Below are 19,782 nucleotides of genomic sequence, written 5' to 3'. Positions count from 1 at the left end.
GTATGATGCACGTTGGGTTCAAGCCGAACCCAACTCATCCGATTCGCCCGCAGCATGATGACCTCCACCGCCTCCACCCGCACCAGCGCCGCCGACCCGCGGCACGCCGAACCCGCGGAAGACAACATTCGCGAACTCGTTTACGCGTTCTATGACCGCGTGCGCGACGATGCCCTGCTCGGTCCGGTCTTCGACAGCGTGCTCTCGGGGCGCTGGGACGACCATCTGCCGAAAATGTGCCGCTTCTGGACCAGCCTCGTCCTCGGCACCAAAAGCTACCGCGGCAACGTGCAGCAGGTGCATCAACCGCTGCCGGGCATCGAGCCCCGGCATTTCAGCCGCTGGCTCTATCTGTTCCTCGATACGGTCGAGTCGCGCTATCAGCCTGCTGCCGCCGTGCAGTTCATGGAACCGGCCCTGAGAATCGCGCAGAGCCTGCAATTGAGCCGCTTCGGCTGGGATTACACCATTCCCGCCGAGCAGCAGGCGCTGCTCGAGCGCGTCGCTCCGCGCCGCCGGCCGCCGGGTGTCGACGACGATCACGACTTGCCGGTCCGTCCGGCTGGCGAACCGTTTCCGGCGAAAATCGTCGGCCAGGCGATGGATTGATTCGAAGCGCCGCGCGCGGGGTTCGCCGCGCGTGTGGCGTGGTTAGCGCGGAATGGCTGTTAGTTGCGTTTTAGATGCTCGATGTGAATCTTGCATTTCCGCGCCTCGGGCATCAAGACCGCGCCCTACTCTTTCGCCTGCACTCCATTCCCCGAATCCACGCCCCAGCGTGCGAGGGCCGCATCATCGCTCACGCGGGCGTCCACCCACCGGGCGCCCTGCTCCGTCTCCTCCTTCTTCCAGAACGGCGCCTCGGTCTTGAGGTAGTCCATCACGAACTCGCACGACGCGAACGCGTCGCCACGGTGCATCGAGGTCGTCGCCACCAGCACGATCTGGTCGAGCGGCGCGAGCTTGCCCACCCGATGCACGATCAGCACCTCGATATCGGGCCAACGCCGCTGCGCCTCGGCCACGATGCGCTCGAGCGCCTTCTCGGTCATGCCCGGATAGTGCTCCAGCTCCATCGCCGCGACGGTGCTGCCCTCATTCAGATCGCGCACGGTGCCGACGAAGCACGCCACAGCGCCAATCGCCGGATTGCGCGCGCGCAGTTGCGCGACCTCCGTCGTCAGGTCGAAATCTTCGGTTTGCACGCGCACGGGCATGGCCGCTCTCCTCCTCGCGCCTCAGCCGCCCGTCACGGGCGGAAAGAACGCCACCTCGCAGCCTTCGGTGATGCGCGTGCCCGGCTCCGTCATGACGTGATTGCAGGCCATGCGCAACGTGCGGCCTTCCGCCAGCGTCTCGGCCCAGGCGCCCCCTCGCGCGCGCAGCCAGCCGCGCACGTCGCCAACCGTCGCGATGCCGTCGGGCACCGTCACCGATTCCTGCGCCACGCCCAATGCTTCGCGCACGCTCGCAAAAAATCTCAACTGGATCTTCATGAAGTCCGGCTCAATACAGCAATTCAGTAAAAGGGATGAAGCGCACCGTCTCGCCCGCGCTGATCGCGTGATTGGGCGGATTGTCGATCAGGCCGTCGCCCCAGACCGTGGACGTCAACACCGCCGAGCTCTGGTTCGGGAACAGATCGAGCCCGCCCGCCCCGTTCACGCGCGCGCGCAGGAATTCGTTGCGCCGGTCGGCCTTCGCCTGCGTGAAATCGGCGCGCAGCGAAAGCGCGCGCGGATTCACCTGGGTCGCGCCGGCGAGGCGCAGCAGAAACGGCCGCACGAACAGCAGGAAGGTCACGAAGCTCGATACCGGATTGCCCGGCAGGCCGATGAAGAACGCCTCGTCGCCCGACGCGCCCGCCGTCTCGCCGCGCCGCACCGCGCCGAACGCCAGCGGCTTGCCCGGCTTCATGGCGATCTGCCACATCGAGAGCCGCCCTTCGGCTTCCACGGCCGGCTTGACGTGATCTTCCTCGCCCACCGATACGCCGCCGCAGGTCAGAATCAGATCGTGACCGGCGGCCGCCTCGCGCAGGGTCGCGCGCGTCGCATCCAGCCGGTCCGGCACGATGCCGTAGTCCGTTACCTCGCAGCCGAGATTGCGCAGCAGCCCGTTGAGCGTGTAGCGGTTCGAGTTGTAGATCGCGCCGGGGCGCAGCGGCTCGCCGGGCATCGTCAGTTCGTCGCCCGTGAAGAACACTGCGACCTTGACGCGGCGCACGACCGCGAGCGTCGCGCAGCCCACCGATGCCGCGAGGCCGAGCGCCTGCGGCGTGAGCCGCGTGCCGGCGGGCAGGATGACCGAGCCCTTGCGGATATCCGCGCCCTGCACCGTGATCCATTCGCCGGCCTTGGGCGTGTGCAGAAAGGTCACCTCGCCTTCCGCGGCTTCCGTCTGCTCCTGCATGACCACCGCGTCCGCGCCGGGCGGCACGGTCGCCCCCGTGAAAATGCGCGCGGCCGTGCCCGCCGCCAGCGGCTGCGGGGCGTAGCCCGCGGGAATGCGCTGCGACACCGGCATATGCCGGTTGCCCTGCACGAGATCGGCCACGCGCACCGCGTAGCCGTCCATCGCGCTCGTGTGCATCGGCGGCACGTCGAGCGGCGAAACGACGTCGACCGCCAGCACGCGGTTCAGCGCGTCGAGCGTCGGCAGCGTTTCGGTCGCATCGGCGGTGCCGGCGATTGGCCGGGCCGCGCCGAGCAGCGTTGCAAGGGCGTCGGCGGTGGAAAGCATCGGCGCGCGCGGCGCCGGTGCGGAAGTGGGGGAAGTGGACATCGGAGCGGCTGGCAGGCGGCCGCGGGGCCGCCTTCAACGGTTGGTCTGCCGTTATTGTAGCGGCGCGGACGCGGCGTTGCGCCGCGTCCTTCGTATGCCGCGGATTCGGGCCGCGATCGTCCGGGAACGGCCCGGATCAGTCCGCCGTGTGGGCGGCGATGTAGTCCTTCACGCGCTGGACGTCGGCCGGCACGACTTCGAAACGCTGCGGCAGCGATTCGAGCCCGGCGAACGCGGCCGGACGCTCGGCCTCGCGGTCGAGCGCCTCGCGAATCGTCTCGCCGAACTTGATCGGCTGCGCCGTTTCCAGCACGACCATCGGCACGCCGGGCTGCAGATGCTCGCGCGCGACCTTCACGCCGTCAGCCGTATGCGTGTCGATCATCGTGTTGTAGCGCGAAAAAACGTCGCGGATCGTCGCGATGCGGTCAGCGTGGCTGCTGCGGCCCGAAACGAAGCCGAACTGCTGCACGCGCACGAAGTCGCCGCTCGCCGCGAGATCGAAGCCGCCCTTCTCCTCCACGTCGCGAAAGAGTTGCGTGACGCGCGCCGGATCGCGGCCGAGCAGGTCATAGACGAAGCGCTCGAAGTTCGAAGCCTTCGAGATATCCATGCTCGGGCTGCTCGTGTGCCATGTTTCCGCCGAGCCGCGTACGCGGTAGATGCCGGTGCGAAAGAATTCGTCGAGCACGTCGTTTTCGTTGGTCGCCACGACGAGCTTTTCGATGGGCAGGCCCATCATGCGCGCGATATGGCCCGCGCAGACGTTGCCGAAGTTGCCCGAGGGCACCGTAAAAGCGACGCGCTCGTCGTTGCTCTTCGTGGCCGCGAAATAGCCCGCGAAGTAGTAGACGACCTGCGCGACGACGCGCGCCCAGTTGATCGAGTTGACCGTGCCGATCTTTTGCTTCGCTTTGAATGCGTGATCGTTCGAGACGGCCTTGACGATGTCCTGGCAGTCGTCGAACACGCCTTCGACCGCGAGGTTGAAGATATTCGGATCCTGCAGGCTGAACATCTGCGCCGTCTGGAACGCGCTCATTTTCTTGTGCGGCGAGAGCATGAACACGCGCACGCCCTTCTTCCCGCGCATCGCGTACTCGGCGGCGCTGCCCGTGTCGCCCGAAGTCGCGCCCAGAATATTCAGTTGCTGGCCGGCCTTTGCGAGCGTGTACTCGAACAGGTTGCCGAGCAGTTGCATCGCCATGTCCTTGAACGCGAGCGTCGGGCCGTTCGAGAGTTCGAGCAACGAAAGCCGCGCGCCGTTCTCCTCGCCTAGCGTAGTGAGCGGCGTGATCCGGCTGGCGTCCTCGCCGTGGCGCACGTTGCAATAGGTCGCGGCCGTGTAGGTACGGCGCGTGATGTCGCGCAGATCTTCGGCGGGAATGTCGTCGCAGAACTTCGAGAGGATCTCGAACGCGAGATCCGCGTACGAGAGACCGCGCCAGCGCGCGAGCTCATCGGCCGTGACCTGCGGGTACTGCGCCGGCAGATACAGGCCGCCGTCGCGCGCGAGGCCGCCCAGCAGGATGTCCGAGAACGAGTGATGTTCGCCGGCGCCCGCGCCGCGCGTGGATACGTAATTCATTGCCATCGCCTTAAATACGCCTTAGTTCAGTCCTTCCATGCGCAGCTTCGTCACCGACGACTTCACCGTCGCCAGCTTCTCGATCTGCGCGATCGCCGCGTTCACGTTCTTTTCGACCGTGATGTGCGTGATCAGGATGATGTCGGTTTCCGCCTTGCCCTGCGCGTCGATCTGCTCCGATTCCTTCTGCAGCAGCGCGTCGATCGAAATGCCGCTGTCGGCCAGGATGCGGGTGATGTCGGCCATCACGCCCGTCTGGTCGGCCACGCGCAGGCGCAGGTAGTAGCCGCTCGTCACTTCGTCGATCGGCAGGATCGGCGTGTTCGAGAGGCTGTCCGGCTGGAACGCGAGGTGCGGCACGCGATGCTCGGGGTCGGCCGTGTGCAGGCGCGTGACGTCCACGAGATCGGCGACCACGGCGGAGGCCGTCGGCTCCGCGCCCGCGCCCTTGCCGTAGTAAAGCGTCGTGCCCACGGCGTCGCCGTGCACGACCACCGCGTTCATCGCGCCTTCCACGTTCGCGAGCAGGCGCTTGGCGGGAATCAGCGTGGGATGCGTGCGCAGCTCGATGCCCTTTTCCGTGCGGCGCGCGATGCCGAGAAGCTTGATGCGATAGCCTAGTTCTTCGGCGTACTTGATGTCGATGGCGTCGAGCTTGCTGATGCCTTCCACGTAGGCCTTGTCGAACTGCACCGGCACGCCGAACGCGATCGCGCTCATGATCGTGGCCTTGTGCGCGGCGTCCACGCCCTCGATGTCGAAGGTCGGATCGGCCTCGGCATAGCCGAGTTCCTGCGCGGCCTTCAATGCCGTCGCGAAGTCGAGGCCGCGCTCGCGCATCTCCGAAAGAATGTAGTTCGTCGTGCCGTTGATGATGCCCGCGATGTACTGGATGCGGTTCGCCGTCAGGCCTTCGCGCAGCGCCTTGATGATGGGAATGCCGCCCGCCACCGCCGCTTCGAACGCCACCATCACGCCCTTCGCGCGCGCCGCCTGGAAAATCTCGGTGCCATGGACCGCCAGCAGCGCCTTGTTCGCGGTGACGACGTGCTTGCCGTTCGCGATGGCGCGCAGCACAAGGTCCTTCGCGAGCGTCGTGCCGCCGATCATTTCGGCAATGATCGAAATCGACGGATCGTCAGCCACCGCGTTGAAGTCGGTCGTCAATTCGACCGTGCCGGCCTCGCTGCCGAGCGCCGCCGTCGCCTTGGCCGGATTGCGCACGGCAATGCGCGCGATCTCGATGCCGCGGCCCGCGCGGCGTTTGATTTCTTCCTGGTTGCGGCGCAGTACCGTGAAGGTGCCGCTGCCCACCGTGCCGAAGCCCAAGAGACCTACTTTGATCGGTTCCATGCAGCGTGTGTTCGTCTAAGAGTTTGAAAGGGAATCGGGATTCAGTTGCCGTGCTGCTTGCGATAGCCGTCGAGGAAACGCGCGATGCGGTTGATCGAATCGGTCAGGTCGTCCACGTTCGGCAGGAACACCACCCGGAAGTGGTCCGGCTGCTTCCAGTTGAAACCCGTGCCCTGCACGAGCAACACGCGCTCCTGCAGCAGCAGGTCGAGAATGAACTGCTGGTCGTTCTGGATCGGATAAAGCTTCGGGTCGAGGCGCGGGAACATGTAAAGCGCCGCCTCGGGCTTCACGCAGCTCACGCCGGGAATCGCCGTCAGCATCTCATAGGCGAGTTCGCGCTGGCGATAGAGGCGCCCGCCGGGCTGGATCAGCTCGTTGATGCTCTGGTAGCCGCCCAGCGCCGTCTGGATCGCGTACTGGCCCGGCACATTCGCGCACAGGCGCATCGACGCCAGAATGCCGAGGCCTTCCGTGTAGTCCTTCGCGTGGCGGCGGTTCTCGCCCGTCATGCCGGAAAGGAACATCCAGCCCGCGCGGTAGCCGCACGCGCGATAGCTTTTTGACAGGCTGTTGAACGTGACCGTGATCACGTCTTCGGAAAGCGAGCCGAGCGCCGTGTGCGTCTTGCCGTCGTAGACGATCTTGTCGTAGACCTCGTCGGCGAACAGGATCAGGCCGTGCTCGCGTGCGATGGCGACGAGGCCGCGCAGCAGGTCGTCCGAATAGAGCGCGCCGGTCGGGTTGTTCGGGTTGATGACGACGAGCGCCCGCGTGTTCGGCGTGATCTTCGCCCGAATGTCGTCCAGGTCGGGCATCCACGCGTTCGATTCGTCGCAGATGTAATGGACCGGCGTGCCGCCCGACAGACTCACCGCGGCCGTCCACAGCGGATAGTCGGGCGCCGGCAGCAGCACTTCGTCGCCGTCGTTCAGGAGCGCCTGCATGGCCATCACGATCAGTTCGGAGGCGCCGTTGCCGATGTAGATGTCGTCGAGCTCGACCCCCTTGATGTCCTTTTGCTGGGCGTAATGCATGATCGCCTTGCGCGCGGCGAACACCCCCTTCGAATCCGAATAGCCCGACGAACTTGGCAGGTTCAGGATCATGTCCTGAATGACCTCGTCCGGCGCGTCGAAGCCGAACGGGGCGAGATTACCGATATTCAGCTTGATGATGCGGTGGCCTTCTTCTTCGAGGCGCTTCGCATGTTCGAGCACCGGTCCGCGAATGTCGTAGCAGACATTCTGGAGTTTGTTGGATTTCAGGATCGGTTTCAAAGCGGGCAATCCGGTTAATAAAGTGGGCTAGATCGGGCCAGACACCCGTGGGCACCCGCGCGCCACCGGCCAGGCCGGGACATCGACAAGGTTGATCGATGGGGTCAAAACGCGGGCCGCAGCGAAGGACGGTGGCCACGGCTGACGCCGGGCGCACGTCTTGTCCCGTCCTGGGTGGTGTCCCCCGGGGTTGCCTCGTGGTGTATTGCCTCTTGTTGACGGCAGGCCGAGCAGCGGCCGAACAGCTCGTGGCGACGGCGCGCGAAGCGTGGAACGCCGCAGCAGCGGCTAAAAAGTTATAATTTAGCGGATATTGGTCAACTTCCGCAATGCGCAAGACGCCACGGCGTTACCCGAACCGCGACAATCCGGAAACCCGTTTTGAAACTACACCAGGACTCGAGCGGCGCCCTCAACACCGTCACCGGCTACGGCACCGACTACGTCGAAATCAATCTCGAACGCCACGAAAGCAGCATCATCGTCCTGCCCGACGTGCCAGTCGTCCCCTGGCCGGTGAATGCGTTCGATGCCTTGACTCCCGAACTCTTCGAAATGCTGCTGCCGAACGCGCCGGAAGTGGTGCTGTTCGGCAGCGGCTCCCGCCTGCGCTTTCCGCATCCGCGCCTGACGGCCGCGCTTGCGGCGAAGCGCATCGGCGTGGAGGCAATGGACATCCAGGCGGCCTGCCGCACCTACAACATCCTGATGGCCGAGGGCCGCCGGGTCGCCGCCGCGCTCTTGATCGAACCCTGATCCTGTTCGAGCCTCGATCGTGTTGATCGTGCCTTAAGCCCGCATTAAGCCCACGAGCCGCGCGATGACGTACACTTGCGCGCCGCGCCGACGCGCGGCCGGCGCCGCGAGTCGACAACGGTCCGCCATGCTTCACGAACCCCGAACGCCATAATAGTCTGGAACCATGAACGAAACGCTTTCGAGGCCCCCGCTCAACCGCGCTGCGATCCTGCTCCTCATCGTGGCGCTCGCCGTGATCTGGTTCGTGCCGCTCGGCTGGCGCCACCTGCTGCCCAGCGACGAAGGCCGCTACGCCGAAATGGCCCGCGAAATGCTCGCCACCGGCGACTGGATCACGCCGCGCTACAACGGCTACAAGTACTTCGAGAAGCCGCCGCTGCAGACCTGGGCGAACGCGCTCACGTTCGCGTGGTTCGGCCTCGGCGAATGGCAGGCGCGCCTCTACACGGCGCTCGCGGGCTTCGCGGGCGTCCTGCTGATCGGCTTTACGGGCGCGCGCGTGTTCAACGCGGCGACGGGCTTCTTCGCGGCGCTCGTGCTGGCCACGGGGCCGTACTGGTACCTGATGGGCCACTTCAACACGCTCGACATGGGCCTGTCGTTCTGGATGGAGCTCACGCTCTGCGCCCTGCTGCTCGCCCAGCGCCCCGGCCTGCCAAAGAGCCAGGTGCGGCTGTGGATGTGGGTCTGCTGGGCCGCGATGGCCCTCGCCGTGCTCTCGAAGGGCCTGATCGGCCTGATCCTGCCCGGCGCGGTGCTCGTGCTCTACACCTTCGTTTCGCGCGACTGGGCGCTCTGGAAGCGGCTCTACCTCGTGAGCGGGTTGATCATGTTCTTCGCGGTCGTCTCGCCGTGGTTCGTCCTCGTGCAGGAGCGCAACCCCGAATTCTTCAACTTCTTCTTCATCGTCCAGCAGTTCCGCCGCTACCTGACGCCCGAGCAGAACCGCCCCGGCGCATTCTGGTACTTCGTGCCAGTCATGCTGGTGGGCTTTCTGCCGTGGCTTTCCGTGAGCGTGCAGAGCCTGCGCCACGCGCTCGCCACGCCGCGCCAGCCCAACGGCTTCGCCCCCGTCACGCTGATGCTGGTCTGGAGCGCCTTCATCTTCCTCTTCTTCAGCGCCTCGCACTCGAAGCTGATCTCATACACGCTGCCGATCGCCCCGCCGCTCGCGCTCGTGATCGGCCTCTACCTGCCGCTGATGAAGCGGGAACAGTGGCGCCGCCACCTGGCCGGCTACCTGTTCCTCTGCCTGGCGCTGGCCTTTGGCTCGTTCTACCTGACGCGCCTCGGCGATGCGCGCAACCCGAATGCGCTCTACCGCGAGTTCCAGGTCTGGGTGTTCGCGGCGGCCGCGGTCGCGTTCGTGGCGACGGCCGTCGGCTTGTGGCTGAACCGCGCGAAGCGCACGCCGGGCACCGGCGCCGCCGCGCCGGCGCTTGCCCAGGGCGCCGCCTGGCTCCTGCTCGCCACGATTGCCGGCACGGGCCACGATGTCTTCGGCACGCTCAGTTCGGGCGCGCCGCTCGCGCCGGCCGTGCGCGCCGCCATTGCGAAGCTGCCGCCCGATACGCCGTTCTACTCGGTGGGCGTGCTCGATCACACACTGCCGTTCTACGTGCGCCACACCATGACGATGGTCGAGGTCACCGACGAACTCGCCTTCGGCATTTCCGAGGAACCCAATAAATGGATCCCGACCATCGCCGACTGGGAGCAGCGCTGGAAGGCCGACCGCTATGCGCTGGCGCTGATTCCGGCCCAGCGCTACAGCGAACTGGCCGCGCAGGGTCTGCCGATGCAGGTGGTCGCCCGCGACACCCGCCGCGTCATCGTCGAAAAGCCTGACTCGCCCTGACACGGCGGCGGCCGGGTGCGGCGCCTGAGCGATAATCGCGCCCGGGCGCAGCCGGCAAACCGGAAGCCGATGCCGCACCAGCCTCAGAATTTGCCCCCTAAGAGTTTGACCCCTAAGAGTTTGACCCCTAAAAATTTGACCCTATATATAGCCGGACCCGCCCGATGAATCCGATATCCCTCTTCTGCATCCTTGCCGGCGTCGCCCTGAATGCGTGCGCGCAACTGTTGCTCAAGGCCGGTGTCAATGCCGTTGGACACTTCGAATTCAGCCGTGCGAACATCCTGCCCATCGGCCTGAAGCTTGCCACCCAACTGCCGATCATCGGCGGGCTGGGCTGTTATGTGGTGAGCGTAGTTGTCTGGATCGTCGGTCTGTCGCGTGTGGACGTCTCGATCGCCTACCCGATGCTCTCGCTCGGCTACGTGGTCAACGCGTTCGCGGCGTGGTACCTGTTCGGCGAGCCGCTCACCGTCCAGCGGCTTGTCGGCATCGGCATCATTCTGATTGGCGTGGTGGTGCTCGCGCGCAGCTAGTGTGCGCTCCCGCGCGCCAGGAACTTGCAGCCGGCGCATTGCGCCTCAACATTACAATTCAGCAAGGCTTGCCGTCCGCCTTGCGCTTCGTCCCATTTTTTCACGAGCCCTGCACCCATGACCCAGTCCAGCGTTGCGTTCCTGCCGTTCGTCAGGCCCGAGATCGACGAAGAAACCATTCAGGGCGTCGTCGACGTGCTGCGTTCGGGCTGGATCACGACCGGTCCGCAGAACCAGGCGTTCGAGGCCGCCCTCTCGGAATTCTGCGGCGGCCGTCCGGTGCGCACCTTCAACTCGGGCACGGCCACGCTCGAAATCGGCCTGCGCATCGCGGGCGTGGGCCCCGGCGACGAGGTCATCACCACGCCGGCCTCCTGGGTCGCGACGAGCAACGTGATCTATGAAGTGGGCGCCACGCCCGTCTTCGCCGACATCGACCCCGTCACGCGCAACATCGACCTCGACAAGCTCGAAGCTGTCATCACGCCGCGCACCAGGGCCATCATCCCGGTGTTCCTCGCGGGCCTGCCCGTCGACATGGACCGCCTCTACGCCATCGCCCGCCAGCACAAGCTGCGCGTGGTCGAGGACGCGGCCCAGGCGTTCGGCTCAACGTGGAACGGCAAGCGCATCGGCGCGCTCGGCGATATCGTCTCGTTCAGCTTCCACGCGAACAAGAACCTCACGTCCATCGAGGGCGGCGCACTCGTCCTCAATGACGAGGCCGAGGCCGTGCTCGCCCAGAAGTACCGTCTGCAGGGCGTCACGCGCACCGGCTTCGACGGCATGGACTGCGACGTGCTCGGCGGCAAGTACAATCTCACGGATGTCGCGGCCCGCGTCGGCCTCGGCCAGCTTCGCCACCTCGGGCGTTTCATCGAGCAGCGGCGCAAGCTGGCGCGCGCGTACTTCGCGCGCTTCGAAGGCGGCGCGGCCGTGAAGCTCGGCGTCGGCCTGCCGGTGGCGGACTTCGCGAACAGCAACTGGCACATGTTCCAGATCACGCTGCCGCTCGAACGCCTCACCTTGAGCCGCGCGGGATTCATGGAACAGTTGAAGGAACGTGGCATCGGCTCGGGCGTGCACTACCCGGCGATCCACCTCTTCACGCTCTATCGCGAGCGCGGCTTCAAGGCGGGCATGTTCCCGCACGCCGAGCGGTTCGGCACGACCACGGTCACGCTGCCGCTCTTCACGCAGATGACGGAAGACGACGTGGCGCGCGTGTGCCGCGCCGTGAACGAAATTTGCGAGCAGTACAGCCAGGGCTGAAAACCTGGCTTGCCGGCCACAGCAGCACGCGCGTACGGACGCGGGCCGAAGCCTTGACAGGGAAAGGCATCCGTACACGTGACCGATACACCACGCGCAAGCGCTACGAATACATACGGAAAAGACGCACTCATGAGTCAAACGGAACAACGCACCTTGACGAGGCTAGAGCCGGAAGTCTCGGTCATCATTCCGGTCTACAACGAGGAAGCCGGGCTCGCGGCGCTGTTCGCGCGCCTGTACCCGGCGCTCGACAAGCTCGGCGCCGCGTATGAAATCATCTTCATCAACGACGGCAGCCGCGACCGCTCGGCCGCGATGCTCGCGGAGCAGTTCCGAGCGCGTCCCGACACCACGCGCGTGATCCTGCTCAATGGCAACTACGGCCAGCACATGGCGATCCTCGCGGGCTTCGAGCAGGCCCGCGGCCAGATCGTCATCACGCTCGACGCGGACCTGCAGAATCCGCCCGAAGAAATCGGCAAGCTCGTCGAGAAGATGCGCGAAGGCTACGACTACGTCGGCACCATCCGCATGCAGCGCCAGGACAGCCTGTGGCGCCGCAAGGCCTCGCAGATGATGAACCGTCTGCGCGAGCGCATCACGCGCATCAAGATGACCGACCAGGGCTGCATGCTGCGCGCCTACAGCCGCCACATCATCGACACCATCAACCGCTGCGGCGAGATCAACACGTTCATCCCGGCGCTTGCCTACACGTTCGCGCAGAACCCGGTCGAGGTCGAGGTCGCGCACGAAGAGCGCTTCGCGGGCGAATCGAAGTACTCGCTCTACAGCCTCATCCGCCTGAACTTCGACCTCGTCACCGGCTTCTCCGTCGTGCCGCTGCAGTGGCTGTCGTTCATCGGCGTGATCCTCTCGCTCGGCTCGGCCGGCCTCTTCGTCCTCCTGCTGATCCGGCGCTTCATCATCGGCGCGGAAGTGCAAGGCGTGTTCACGCTGTTCGCCATCACGTTCTTCCTGCTCGGCGTGATCATCTTCGCGCTCGGCCTGCTCGGCGAGTACATCGGCCGCATCTACCAGCAGGTGCGGGCGCGTCCGCGCTATCTCGTGCAGACCATCCTCGAAGAGCGCAACGGCGAGGCCATCGCCGCCGCACCGCGCCAGGACCTGGTCCAGCCCGTGCAGTCCGCCGCGCAAGGCATGGGGATGCAGAAATGAAACCGCGCGCCGTCGTTTTCGCTTATCACAACGTCGGCGTACGCTGCCTGCAGGTGCTGCTCGCAGGCGGCGTGGACGTCGCGCTCGTGGTCACTCACGAAGACAGCCCGACCGAAAACATCTGGTTCGGCAGCGTGAAATCGATGGCCGAAGCGCATGGCATCGACGTCGTCACGCCCGCCGACCCGAAAAGCGCCGAGTTGCGCGCAGCCGTTTCCGCGGCGCGCCCGGACTTCATCTTCTCGTTCTACTACCGGCACATGCTGCCGACCGACCTGCTCGCGCTTGCCGCGCGCGGCGCGTACAACATGCACGGCTCGCTGCTGCCGAAGTACCGCGGCCGCGTGCCGACCAACTGGGCGGTGCTCAACGGCGAAACGGAAACCGGCGCGACGCTGCACGAAATGGCGGCGAAGCCCGACGCGGGTGCGATTGTTGCGCAAACGCCGGTGCCGATCCTGCCCGACGACACGGCCGCGCAGGTCTTCGACAAGGTGACGGTGGCCGCCGAGCAAACGCTCTGGCGCGTGCTGCCCGCGCTGGTCGCCGGCGAAGCGCCGCACCTGCCGAACGATCTCTCGCAGGGCAGCTACTTCGGCGGCCGCAAGCCGGAAGACGGCCGCATCGACTTCGGCCAGAGCGCCCAGCAGGTCTACAACCTGATCCGCGCCGTTGCGCCGCCCTATCCGGGCGCGTTCACGGATATCGGCGGCGAGCGCTTCGTGATTGCCCGCGCGCGCCTGGCCCGGCCGGGCGCGACGCCGGCGGCGCTGTCGCAACCGGGCGCACAGTCGGGCAGATTGCCCCCCGGTATCCACGTAAGCGATAATGCGCTTTTCGCCCTCTGCGGCGATGGCCGCGCCATCGCGATCCACGAACTGCGGCACCAGCGAAATGAAAGCGGTGAAGAAACCGTCATCACGCCCGCCGCGTTCGCCGAACTCACTTCATCCGCTTCCCGTCAATGAAAAAAGTCCTGATCCTGGGTGTGAACGGCTTCATCGGCCACCACCTCTCCAAGCGCATCCTCGAAACCACGAACTGGGAAGTGTTCGGCATGGACATGCAAACGGACCGCCTCGGCGATCTCGTCAAGCATGAGCGGATGCACTTCTTCGAAGGCGACATCACGATCAACAAGGAGTGGGTCGAATACCACGTCAAGAAGTGCGACGTGATCCTGCCGCTCGTCGCGATCGCCACGCCCGCCACCTACGTGCAGCAGCCGCTGCGCGTGTTCGAACTCGACTTCGAGGCGAACCTGCCCATCGTGCGTTCGGCCGTGAAGTACCGCAAGCACCTCGTGTTCCCCTCGACCTCCGAGGTCTACGGCATGTGCTCCGACGAGCAGTTCGACCCGGACGCCTCGGCGCTGACCTATGGCCCGATCAACAAGCCGCGCTGGATCTACGCGTGCTCGAAACAGCTCATGGATCGCGTGATCTGGGGCTACGGCATGGAAGGCCTGAACTTCACGCTGTTCCGTCCGTTCAACTGGATCGGCCCGGGCCTCGACTCGATCTACACGCCGAAAGAAGGTTCGTCGCGCGTCGTCACGCAGTTCCTCGGCCACATCGTGCGCGGCGAGAACATCAGCCTCGTCGACGGCGGCGCGCAAAAGCGCGCGTTCACCGACATCGACGACGGCATCGAAGCGCTCATGAAGATCATCGAGAACAAGAACGGCGTGGCCTCGGGCAAGATCTACAACATCGGCAACCCGACCAACAACTTCTCGGTGCGCGAACTCGCGCACAAGATGCTCGCGCTCGCCGCCGAGTTTCCCGAGTACGCGGAAACGGCGAAGAAGGTGCAGCTCGTCGAAACCTCGTCGGGCGCGTACTACGGCGCGGGCTACCAGGACGTGCAGAACCGCGTGCCGAAGATCGACAACACGATGCAGGAGCTCGCCTGGGCGCCGAAGTCGACCTTCGACGAAGCGCTGCGCAAGATCTTCGAGGCGTATCGCGGCCATGTGGCCGAGGCGCGCGCCCTCGTCGAGCAGCAATAACGCCTCACGCGAAGGACCCTGCCACTTGGCCCGCATCGTCCTCAAGATCGACGTCGACACGCTGCGCGGCACGCGCGAAGGCGTGCCGAATCTCGCCCGCATCTTCGACCGCTACAAGGCGCGCGCAACGTTCCTCTTCAGCCTCGGCCCGGACCACACGGGCTGGGCGCTGCGCCGCGTGTTTCGCCCAGGCTTTCTGAAGAAGGTGTCGCGTACGTCCGTGGTCGAGCACTACGGCGTGAAACAGTTGATGTACGGCGTGCTGCTGCCCGGCCCCGACATCGGCGTGCGCGCCGCGGCCGAGATGCGTGCGATCCACGAAGCCGGTTTCGAATGCGGCATCCACACGTGGGACCATGTGTACTGGCAGGACAATGTGCGCAGCCGCGAGCGCGACTGGACCGCGCGCGAGATGCAGAAGAGCCATGAGCGCTTCACGCAGATCTTCGGCGCGCCGCCCGTCACGCACGGCGCGGCCGGCTGGCAGATGAACGAGGCCGCCTTCGAACAGATCGACGCCTGGGGCATGCGCTACGCGTCGGACGGGCGCGGGCACTCGCCGTATCTGCCGGTCGTGGAAGGCCGAGCGCTGAGCCACGTGCAGATGCCGACCACGCTGCCCACGCTCGACGAAGTGCTCGGCGTGGACGGTGTCGACACCGGTAGCGTTGCCGCCTGGATGCTCAAGCTCACGGCAAACAACCCGCACGACCAGGTGTTCACGCTGCATGCGGAACTGGAAGGCCAGAAACTCGCGCCGGTGTTCGAGCAGTTGCTCGCGGGCTGGCGCGCGCAAGGCCACACGTTTGCCACGATGGGCGACTACCATGCGACGCTGGACCGCGACTCGCTGCCATCGTACCCTGTTACCTGGGGCGAGATCACCGGCCGCTCCGGCCAGTTGATCGTCCAGCCCGACTGAATTCGCCGTCCGCACGCGCTTTTCCCGTCTCTCTCGCGTCCTGGACGGCGCCGGTCTGGCGATGCGCCGCGCCGCGCCCGCGCTACGCCCGACAATAACAACCGGAGGACCTCGTGCCCATCGCAGTCGACCAGCCCGTTCCCGACTTCACCGCACCCGCTACCGGCGGCGACTTCACGCTCTCCCGCCTCAAAGGCAGCAAGGTCGTGCTGTATTTCTACCCGAAGGACAACACCCCGGGCTGTACGACCGAGGGCCTGCAGTTCCGCGACCTCAATCCGAAGTTCAAGAAGGCGGGAGCGCAGATCGTCGGCGTGTCGCGCGACAGCGTGCGCTCGCACGATAACTTCAAGGCCAAGCTCGAATTGCCGTTTACCTTGGTATCGGACGGCGATGAAGCGCTCTGCACGCTCTTCAACGTCATCAAAATGAAGAAAATGTATGGCAAAGAAGTACGTGGCATCGAACGCTCCACCTTCCTTATCGACGCCGATGGCGTGTTGCGCCGCGAGTGGCGCGGCATCAAGGTTCCGGGCCATGTCGACGAGGTCCTGGAGGCTGTACAAGCGCTTTGAGGCGCGTTATATTGGGCTGCAATGAGTGCCTGTCCACCCCATTTTTTTTCGCATTGCCGCGGTTTCGCCAACGGTCACAGGATGACCGCTCAAGCCCTGCCGCGCCGCGAAGCAGTCAAGCCGCTTGCCTCGTCAGTCGGGGCGGCGGCTTTTTTGTTTGCTCTCACTCCCTCTACGTCGCACCGGCTTAGCGACCCGGTGCGCGTCAACGCCAAGGAGCCGATCGAAAACCAGGCGAACCGGCATTTCCAGACCTGAGCGCGCACCCAGCGCGGCAGCGGCGGGCGCCCACCCGGCACCCGAGCGCGCCGCCCGAAAGCGCACCGCACGGTTAACACCGCGCCCACTCGACCCGATTTTTTCGAGGGACACCATGCCTTTGCCTACCCCCCCCAGCAAGCTCGGCAATCTGCTGCCGCCCGAGGAATACAAGGCGCGCGCGCGTAACACGCGCAGCACGCGCAAGGCGGCGAGCGAAAACGACGCGCTCGACGTTGCCGAATACGGCGCTGCGAGCGTCGCCGAGCCAATGACGCCGGCCGCCAACGCCGCCACGACGTTGCGCACGGTGCCGCTGCCCGTCGGCAGCGCCGAGCTGGCCGCGCTCGAACCCGTGGCGCCCGCGACCGCCCGCAAACGCAAACAGACCGCGGCGCTCCTGCAGCCGATGGAAGTGGATGCCGATACCGAGGCTCCGGTTGCCCGCAGCGACAAACCCGGCGCAGGCAAAACCTCCGGCGCGACGCCCGCACCGGGCACGCGCGGCACCGCCAGGAAACGCCTGCATCCCGAAGAAGGTGTCGAAGTCCGCAAGCTCTTCGTGCTCGACACGAACGTGCTGATGCACGACCCGACCTGCCTTTTCCGCTTCGAGGAACACGACGTCTATCTGCCGATGATGACGTTGGAGGAGCTCGACAACCACAAGAAGGGCATGTCGGAAGTGGCGCGCAACGCGCGCCAGGTGAGCCGCACGCTCGACCAGCTCGTCGCGAATGCGGGCCCGATCTCCGAAGGCATTTCGCTGGCGCGCCTCGGCAGCCGCGAAGCGCTCGGACGCCTGTATTTCCAGACCACGCTCACGCACATCGATCCGGTGGACGGCCTGCCCGAAGGCAAGGCGGACAACCAGATCCTCGGCGTCGTGCGCGCGCTGCAGCGCGACCGGCCGGACCGGCTCGTCGTGCTGGTGTCGAAAGACATCAACATGCGCATCAAGGCGCATGCGCTCGGCCTGCCCGCGGAAGACTATTTCAACGACCAGGTTCTCGAAGACAAGGACCTGCTCTACTCGGGCATCCGCGCGCTGCCGCAGGACTTCTGGACGAAGCACGCGAAGGGCATGGAATCGTGGCAGGACACGAAGTCCGGCACGACCTACTACCGCGTGACAGGTCCGGAATGCGCGTCGATGCTCGTGAACGAGTTCGTCTACCTGGAGCCGCAAAACGGCGAGCCCGCCTTCCACGCGATCGTGCGCGAACTCAACGGCAAGACGGCGCTCCTGCAGACGCTGCGCGACTACGGCCACCACAAGAACAACGTGTGGGGCATCACGGCGCGCAACCGCGAGCAGAACTTCGCGCTGAACCTGCTGATGAATCCCGACATCGACTTCGTGACGCTGCTCGGCCAGGCCGGCACGGGCAAGACGCTCGTGGCGCTCGCGGCCGGCCTCGCGCAGGTGCTCGACGACAAGCGCTACAACGAGATCATCGTGACACGCGCGACGGTGCCCGTCGGCGAGGACATCGGCTTCCTGCCCGGCACGGAAGAGGAAAAGATGCAGCCGTGGATGGGCGCCTTCGACGACAACCTCGAAGTGCTCCAGAAAACCGACGACGCCGCCGGCGAATGGGGCCGCGCCGCGACGCAGGAGCTGATCCGCTCGCGCCTGAAGGTCAAGAGCATGAACTTCATGCGCGGACGCACGTTCGTCGACAAGTACCTGATCATCGACGAGGCGCAGAACCTCACGCCGAAGCAGATGAAGACGCTCGTCACGCGCGCGGGTCCGGGCACGAAGATCGTGTGTCTCGGCAATATCGCGCAGATCGATACGCCCTATCTGACCGAAGGCAGCTCGGGCCTCACGTACGTCGTCGATCGCTTCAAGGGCTGGGCGCACAGCGGCCACGTCACGCTCGCGCGTGGCGAGCGTTCGCGTCTGGCGGACTACGCGTCAGACATCCTGTAAGCGCGTTTCACGCCCTCTGAGCCTCACCCGAAGGACCGTTCCGGATCGCCGGATACGGTCCTTTTTTCATGGCGCGACGTGCCCGGGAAGCAACATCTTTCGTACGAACTTCAAGTAAATTATCAAGAATTCTTGCGAACGCCCCGCTGGACGGGCTACCATCGGCGCATTACCGGCTACCCCCGGGTGGATATCGTCGCCCGAGCGTTGTTCCATGCGCCGACTCTGGCTTCCGTTACTGATCGTGGTTTTTCTTGCTGCCTGCTCCAGCGCGCCGGAAAGGGTCTCGCGCAGCAGCGGTTCGTCCACGACCGCCGACGCCTGGCGCACCCGGCCGCCGGGCTTCCCCGATTTCGTCGACCACAGCATCGGCCGCGAGGAAATCTCGATCGAGGCCATGGGGCTGGTGGGCATACCCTACCGCTGGGGCGGAAATACGCCCGACAGCGGCTTCGATTGCAGCGGCCTCGTCAAATACGTGCTCGCGCGGGCGGCTTCCGTGGACCTGCCGCGCACCACCGCCGAAATGAGCGAGCGCGGCCAGAGCATCAACCCCGACGAAATCGCGGCCGGCGACCTCGTATTCTTCAACACGACCGGGCGGGCGCATTCGCACGTGGGCATCTATGTCGGCAAGCTGCGTTTCGTGAACGCGCCTTCGACCGGTGGAACCGTGCGGCTCGACTATCTGACCAACCCTTACTGGGCGAAGCGCTTCGACGGCATCCGCCGGATGGCGCCGCCGAGGCAGACACCGGCGCCGTTCGAGACGCCGACGTGGGAGGCGTCCGCGCCGGCGCAGCGTCCGGACGCCGTCACCGCTGTCACGCCTGCGCCCGCACCGGTGGTGGCGGCGGCTGTCGCGGCGCCTCCCGCTGCGCGAACAATGCCTTCCGATCAGAATCGCCTGACGGCTGCCGCAGCGCCGGTTGCGGCTGCGCCGGCGTATGCCCCGGTTGCGGCGCCAGCTCCGGCGACCTCCGCTCAAGCTGACGCGTTCGAGCCGCCGCCCGCAACACTGGGCGCGGCCCAAACACAGGCGCGTCAAGCCGGGGCGCTTACGCCGAACGTGGCGGCACCGGTTGCTGGCGCGGCTGCCAATGACGGCATCGCACTGGCGACTTCGGCCGCCGCAACTCCCGCGGCACTGCCTTCCGCTGGCGCGCAGCCCGACCCGATCGACGCCGCCGCGGACGCCTTCGAGCCGCCGCCACCGGCCGCCGCCACAGCCGAGCGCCAGGCCGCGCGGGCCGGTTCGGTTGCCGTCGCACCGGCCGGAGAACCGGTGCAGATCCTGCGCGCCTCGACGGCGGGCACGCCACAGCGCGCACCCACGCAATCGAGCGACGACCCCATCGCCCGCTTCGCCAACGGCGGCGACTGACACCCTGTGCCTCGCGCAGCGCCACGACCCCTGGCCGGACGGCCAACGCGGTTTGCGCTCCCCGCTGTGTCTGCTATCGTC

General features: G+C 65.9%; 19 protein-coding genes. 13 read left to right on the top strand and 6 right to left on the bottom strand.

Annotation, left to right across the window (positions count from 1 at the left end):
• The first annotated feature begins 54 nt into the window (after nucleotides 1-54).
• Nucleotides 55-609 carry a group III truncated hemoglobin gene (locus V8683_RS02750; RefSeq protein ID WP_411189300.1) on the top strand — a complete coding sequence of 185 codons (555 nt, stop codon included), beginning with the start codon at nucleotides 55-57 and terminating at the stop codon, nucleotides 607-609.
• A gap of 125 nt (nucleotides 610-734) precedes the next feature.
• Here the strand turns inward: V8683_RS02750 and V8683_RS02745 are convergent, their stop codons facing one another.
• The 6 genes from V8683_RS02745 to V8683_RS02720 form a co-directional block, all read right to left on the bottom strand.
• Entirely contained in the window at nucleotides 735-1,217 is a 483-nt protein-coding gene (locus V8683_RS02745) for a molybdenum cofactor biosynthesis protein MoaE (protein ID WP_411189299.1), read from the bottom strand.
• A 21-nt stretch (nucleotides 1,218-1,238) separates the two neighbouring features.
• Complete coding sequence (moaD, locus tag V8683_RS02740; RefSeq protein WP_411189298.1) at nucleotides 1,239-1,496, bottom strand: molybdopterin converting factor subunit 1; 258 nt, start codon at nucleotides 1,494-1,496, stop codon at nucleotides 1,239-1,241.
• A gap of 10 nt (nucleotides 1,497-1,506) precedes the next feature.
• Entirely contained in the window at nucleotides 1,507-2,742 is a 1,236-nt protein-coding gene (locus V8683_RS02735) for a molybdopterin molybdotransferase MoeA (protein ID WP_411190526.1), read from the bottom strand.
• 178 nt (nucleotides 2,743-2,920) lie between these two features.
• Nucleotides 2,921-4,372: a threonine synthase gene (gene thrC / locus V8683_RS02730; RefSeq protein WP_411189297.1), complete on the bottom strand. Its 1,452-nt coding sequence runs from the start codon at nucleotides 4,370-4,372 to the stop codon at nucleotides 2,921-2,923.
• Nucleotides 4,373-4,393: 21 nt separating this feature from the next.
• Entirely contained in the window at nucleotides 4,394-5,725 is a 1,332-nt protein-coding gene (locus V8683_RS02725) for a homoserine dehydrogenase (RefSeq protein WP_411189296.1), read from the bottom strand.
• A 41-nt stretch (nucleotides 5,726-5,766) separates the two neighbouring features.
• A complete protein-coding gene (locus V8683_RS02720) occupies nucleotides 5,767-7,014 on the bottom strand; it encodes a pyridoxal phosphate-dependent aminotransferase (protein ID WP_411189295.1) in 1,248 nt (415 codons plus the stop codon).
• Nucleotides 7,015-7,386: 372 nt separating this feature from the next.
• On the opposite strand from V8683_RS02720, the gene V8683_RS02715 reads away from it, so the two are divergent.
• From V8683_RS02715 to V8683_RS02660, 12 genes are all read left to right on the top strand, one after another.
• On the top strand, nucleotides 7,387-7,761 hold the full coding sequence (locus tag V8683_RS02715) for an Mth938-like domain-containing protein (RefSeq protein ID WP_411189294.1): 375 nt from the start codon (nucleotides 7,387-7,389) through the stop codon (nucleotides 7,759-7,761).
• 166 nt (nucleotides 7,762-7,927) lie between these two features.
• Nucleotides 7,928-9,622 (top strand): glycosyltransferase family 39 protein, encoded by a 1,695-nt coding sequence (locus tag V8683_RS02710; RefSeq protein WP_411189293.1) that lies wholly within the window; start codon nucleotides 7,928-7,930, stop codon nucleotides 9,620-9,622.
• A 164-nt stretch (nucleotides 9,623-9,786) separates the two neighbouring features.
• Nucleotides 9,787-10,158, top strand: a complete 372-nt coding sequence (locus V8683_RS02705; RefSeq protein ID WP_411189292.1) for a DMT family transporter — start codon at nucleotides 9,787-9,789, stop codon at nucleotides 10,156-10,158.
• 117 nt (nucleotides 10,159-10,275) lie between these two features.
• Nucleotides 10,276-11,430, top strand: coding sequence for a DegT/DnrJ/EryC1/StrS family aminotransferase (locus V8683_RS02700; protein ID WP_411189291.1), 1,155 nt, complete (start codon nucleotides 10,276-10,278; stop codon nucleotides 11,428-11,430).
• 132 nt (nucleotides 11,431-11,562) lie between these two features.
• Nucleotides 11,563-12,612: a glycosyltransferase gene (locus tag V8683_RS02695; protein WP_411189290.1), complete on the top strand. Its 1,050-nt coding sequence runs from the start codon at nucleotides 11,563-11,565 to the stop codon at nucleotides 12,610-12,612.
• The gene (locus V8683_RS02690) at nucleotides 12,609-13,580 is read left to right on the top strand and encodes a formyltransferase (RefSeq protein ID WP_411189289.1); all 972 of its coding nucleotides are present in this window, start codon (nucleotides 12,609-12,611) and stop codon (nucleotides 13,578-13,580) included. Before V8683_RS02695 ends, V8683_RS02690 begins: the two co-directional genes overlap by 4 nt.
• On the top strand, nucleotides 13,577-14,623 hold the full coding sequence (locus V8683_RS02685; protein WP_411189288.1) for a bifunctional UDP-4-keto-pentose/UDP-xylose synthase: 1,047 nt from the start codon (nucleotides 13,577-13,579) through the stop codon (nucleotides 14,621-14,623). The genes V8683_RS02690 and V8683_RS02685 overlap by 4 nt, the downstream gene beginning before the upstream one ends.
• Before the next feature lie 25 nt (nucleotides 14,624-14,648).
• A complete protein-coding gene (locus V8683_RS02680; RefSeq protein ID WP_411189287.1) occupies nucleotides 14,649-15,545 on the top strand; it encodes a polysaccharide deacetylase family protein in 897 nt (298 codons plus the stop codon).
• Nucleotides 15,546-15,658: 113 nt separating this feature from the next.
• Nucleotides 15,659-16,120 (top strand): peroxiredoxin, encoded by a 462-nt coding sequence (locus V8683_RS02675; RefSeq protein WP_411189286.1) that lies wholly within the window; start codon nucleotides 15,659-15,661, stop codon nucleotides 16,118-16,120.
• Between the two features lie 81 nt (nucleotides 16,121-16,201).
• Entirely contained in the window at nucleotides 16,202-16,378 is a 177-nt protein-coding gene (locus V8683_RS02670; protein WP_411189285.1) for a hypothetical protein, read from the top strand.
• 115 nt (nucleotides 16,379-16,493) lie between these two features.
• Nucleotides 16,494-18,317 carry a PhoH family protein gene (locus tag V8683_RS02665; protein ID WP_411189284.1) on the top strand — a complete coding sequence of 608 codons (1,824 nt, stop codon included), beginning with the start codon at nucleotides 16,494-16,496 and terminating at the stop codon, nucleotides 18,315-18,317.
• Nucleotides 18,318-18,531: 214 nt separating this feature from the next.
• Nucleotides 18,532-19,701, top strand: coding sequence for a C40 family peptidase (locus tag V8683_RS02660; RefSeq protein WP_411189283.1), 1,170 nt, complete (start codon nucleotides 18,532-18,534; stop codon nucleotides 19,699-19,701).
• The last annotated feature ends 81 nt before the right edge of the window (nucleotides 19,702-19,782 follow it).

Source organism: Paraburkholderia sp. AV2, from assembly GCF_054968425.1.
The sequence above is the reverse complement of the archived record's forward strand: the minus strand, read 5'-3'. Positions and strand labels throughout refer to the sequence as shown.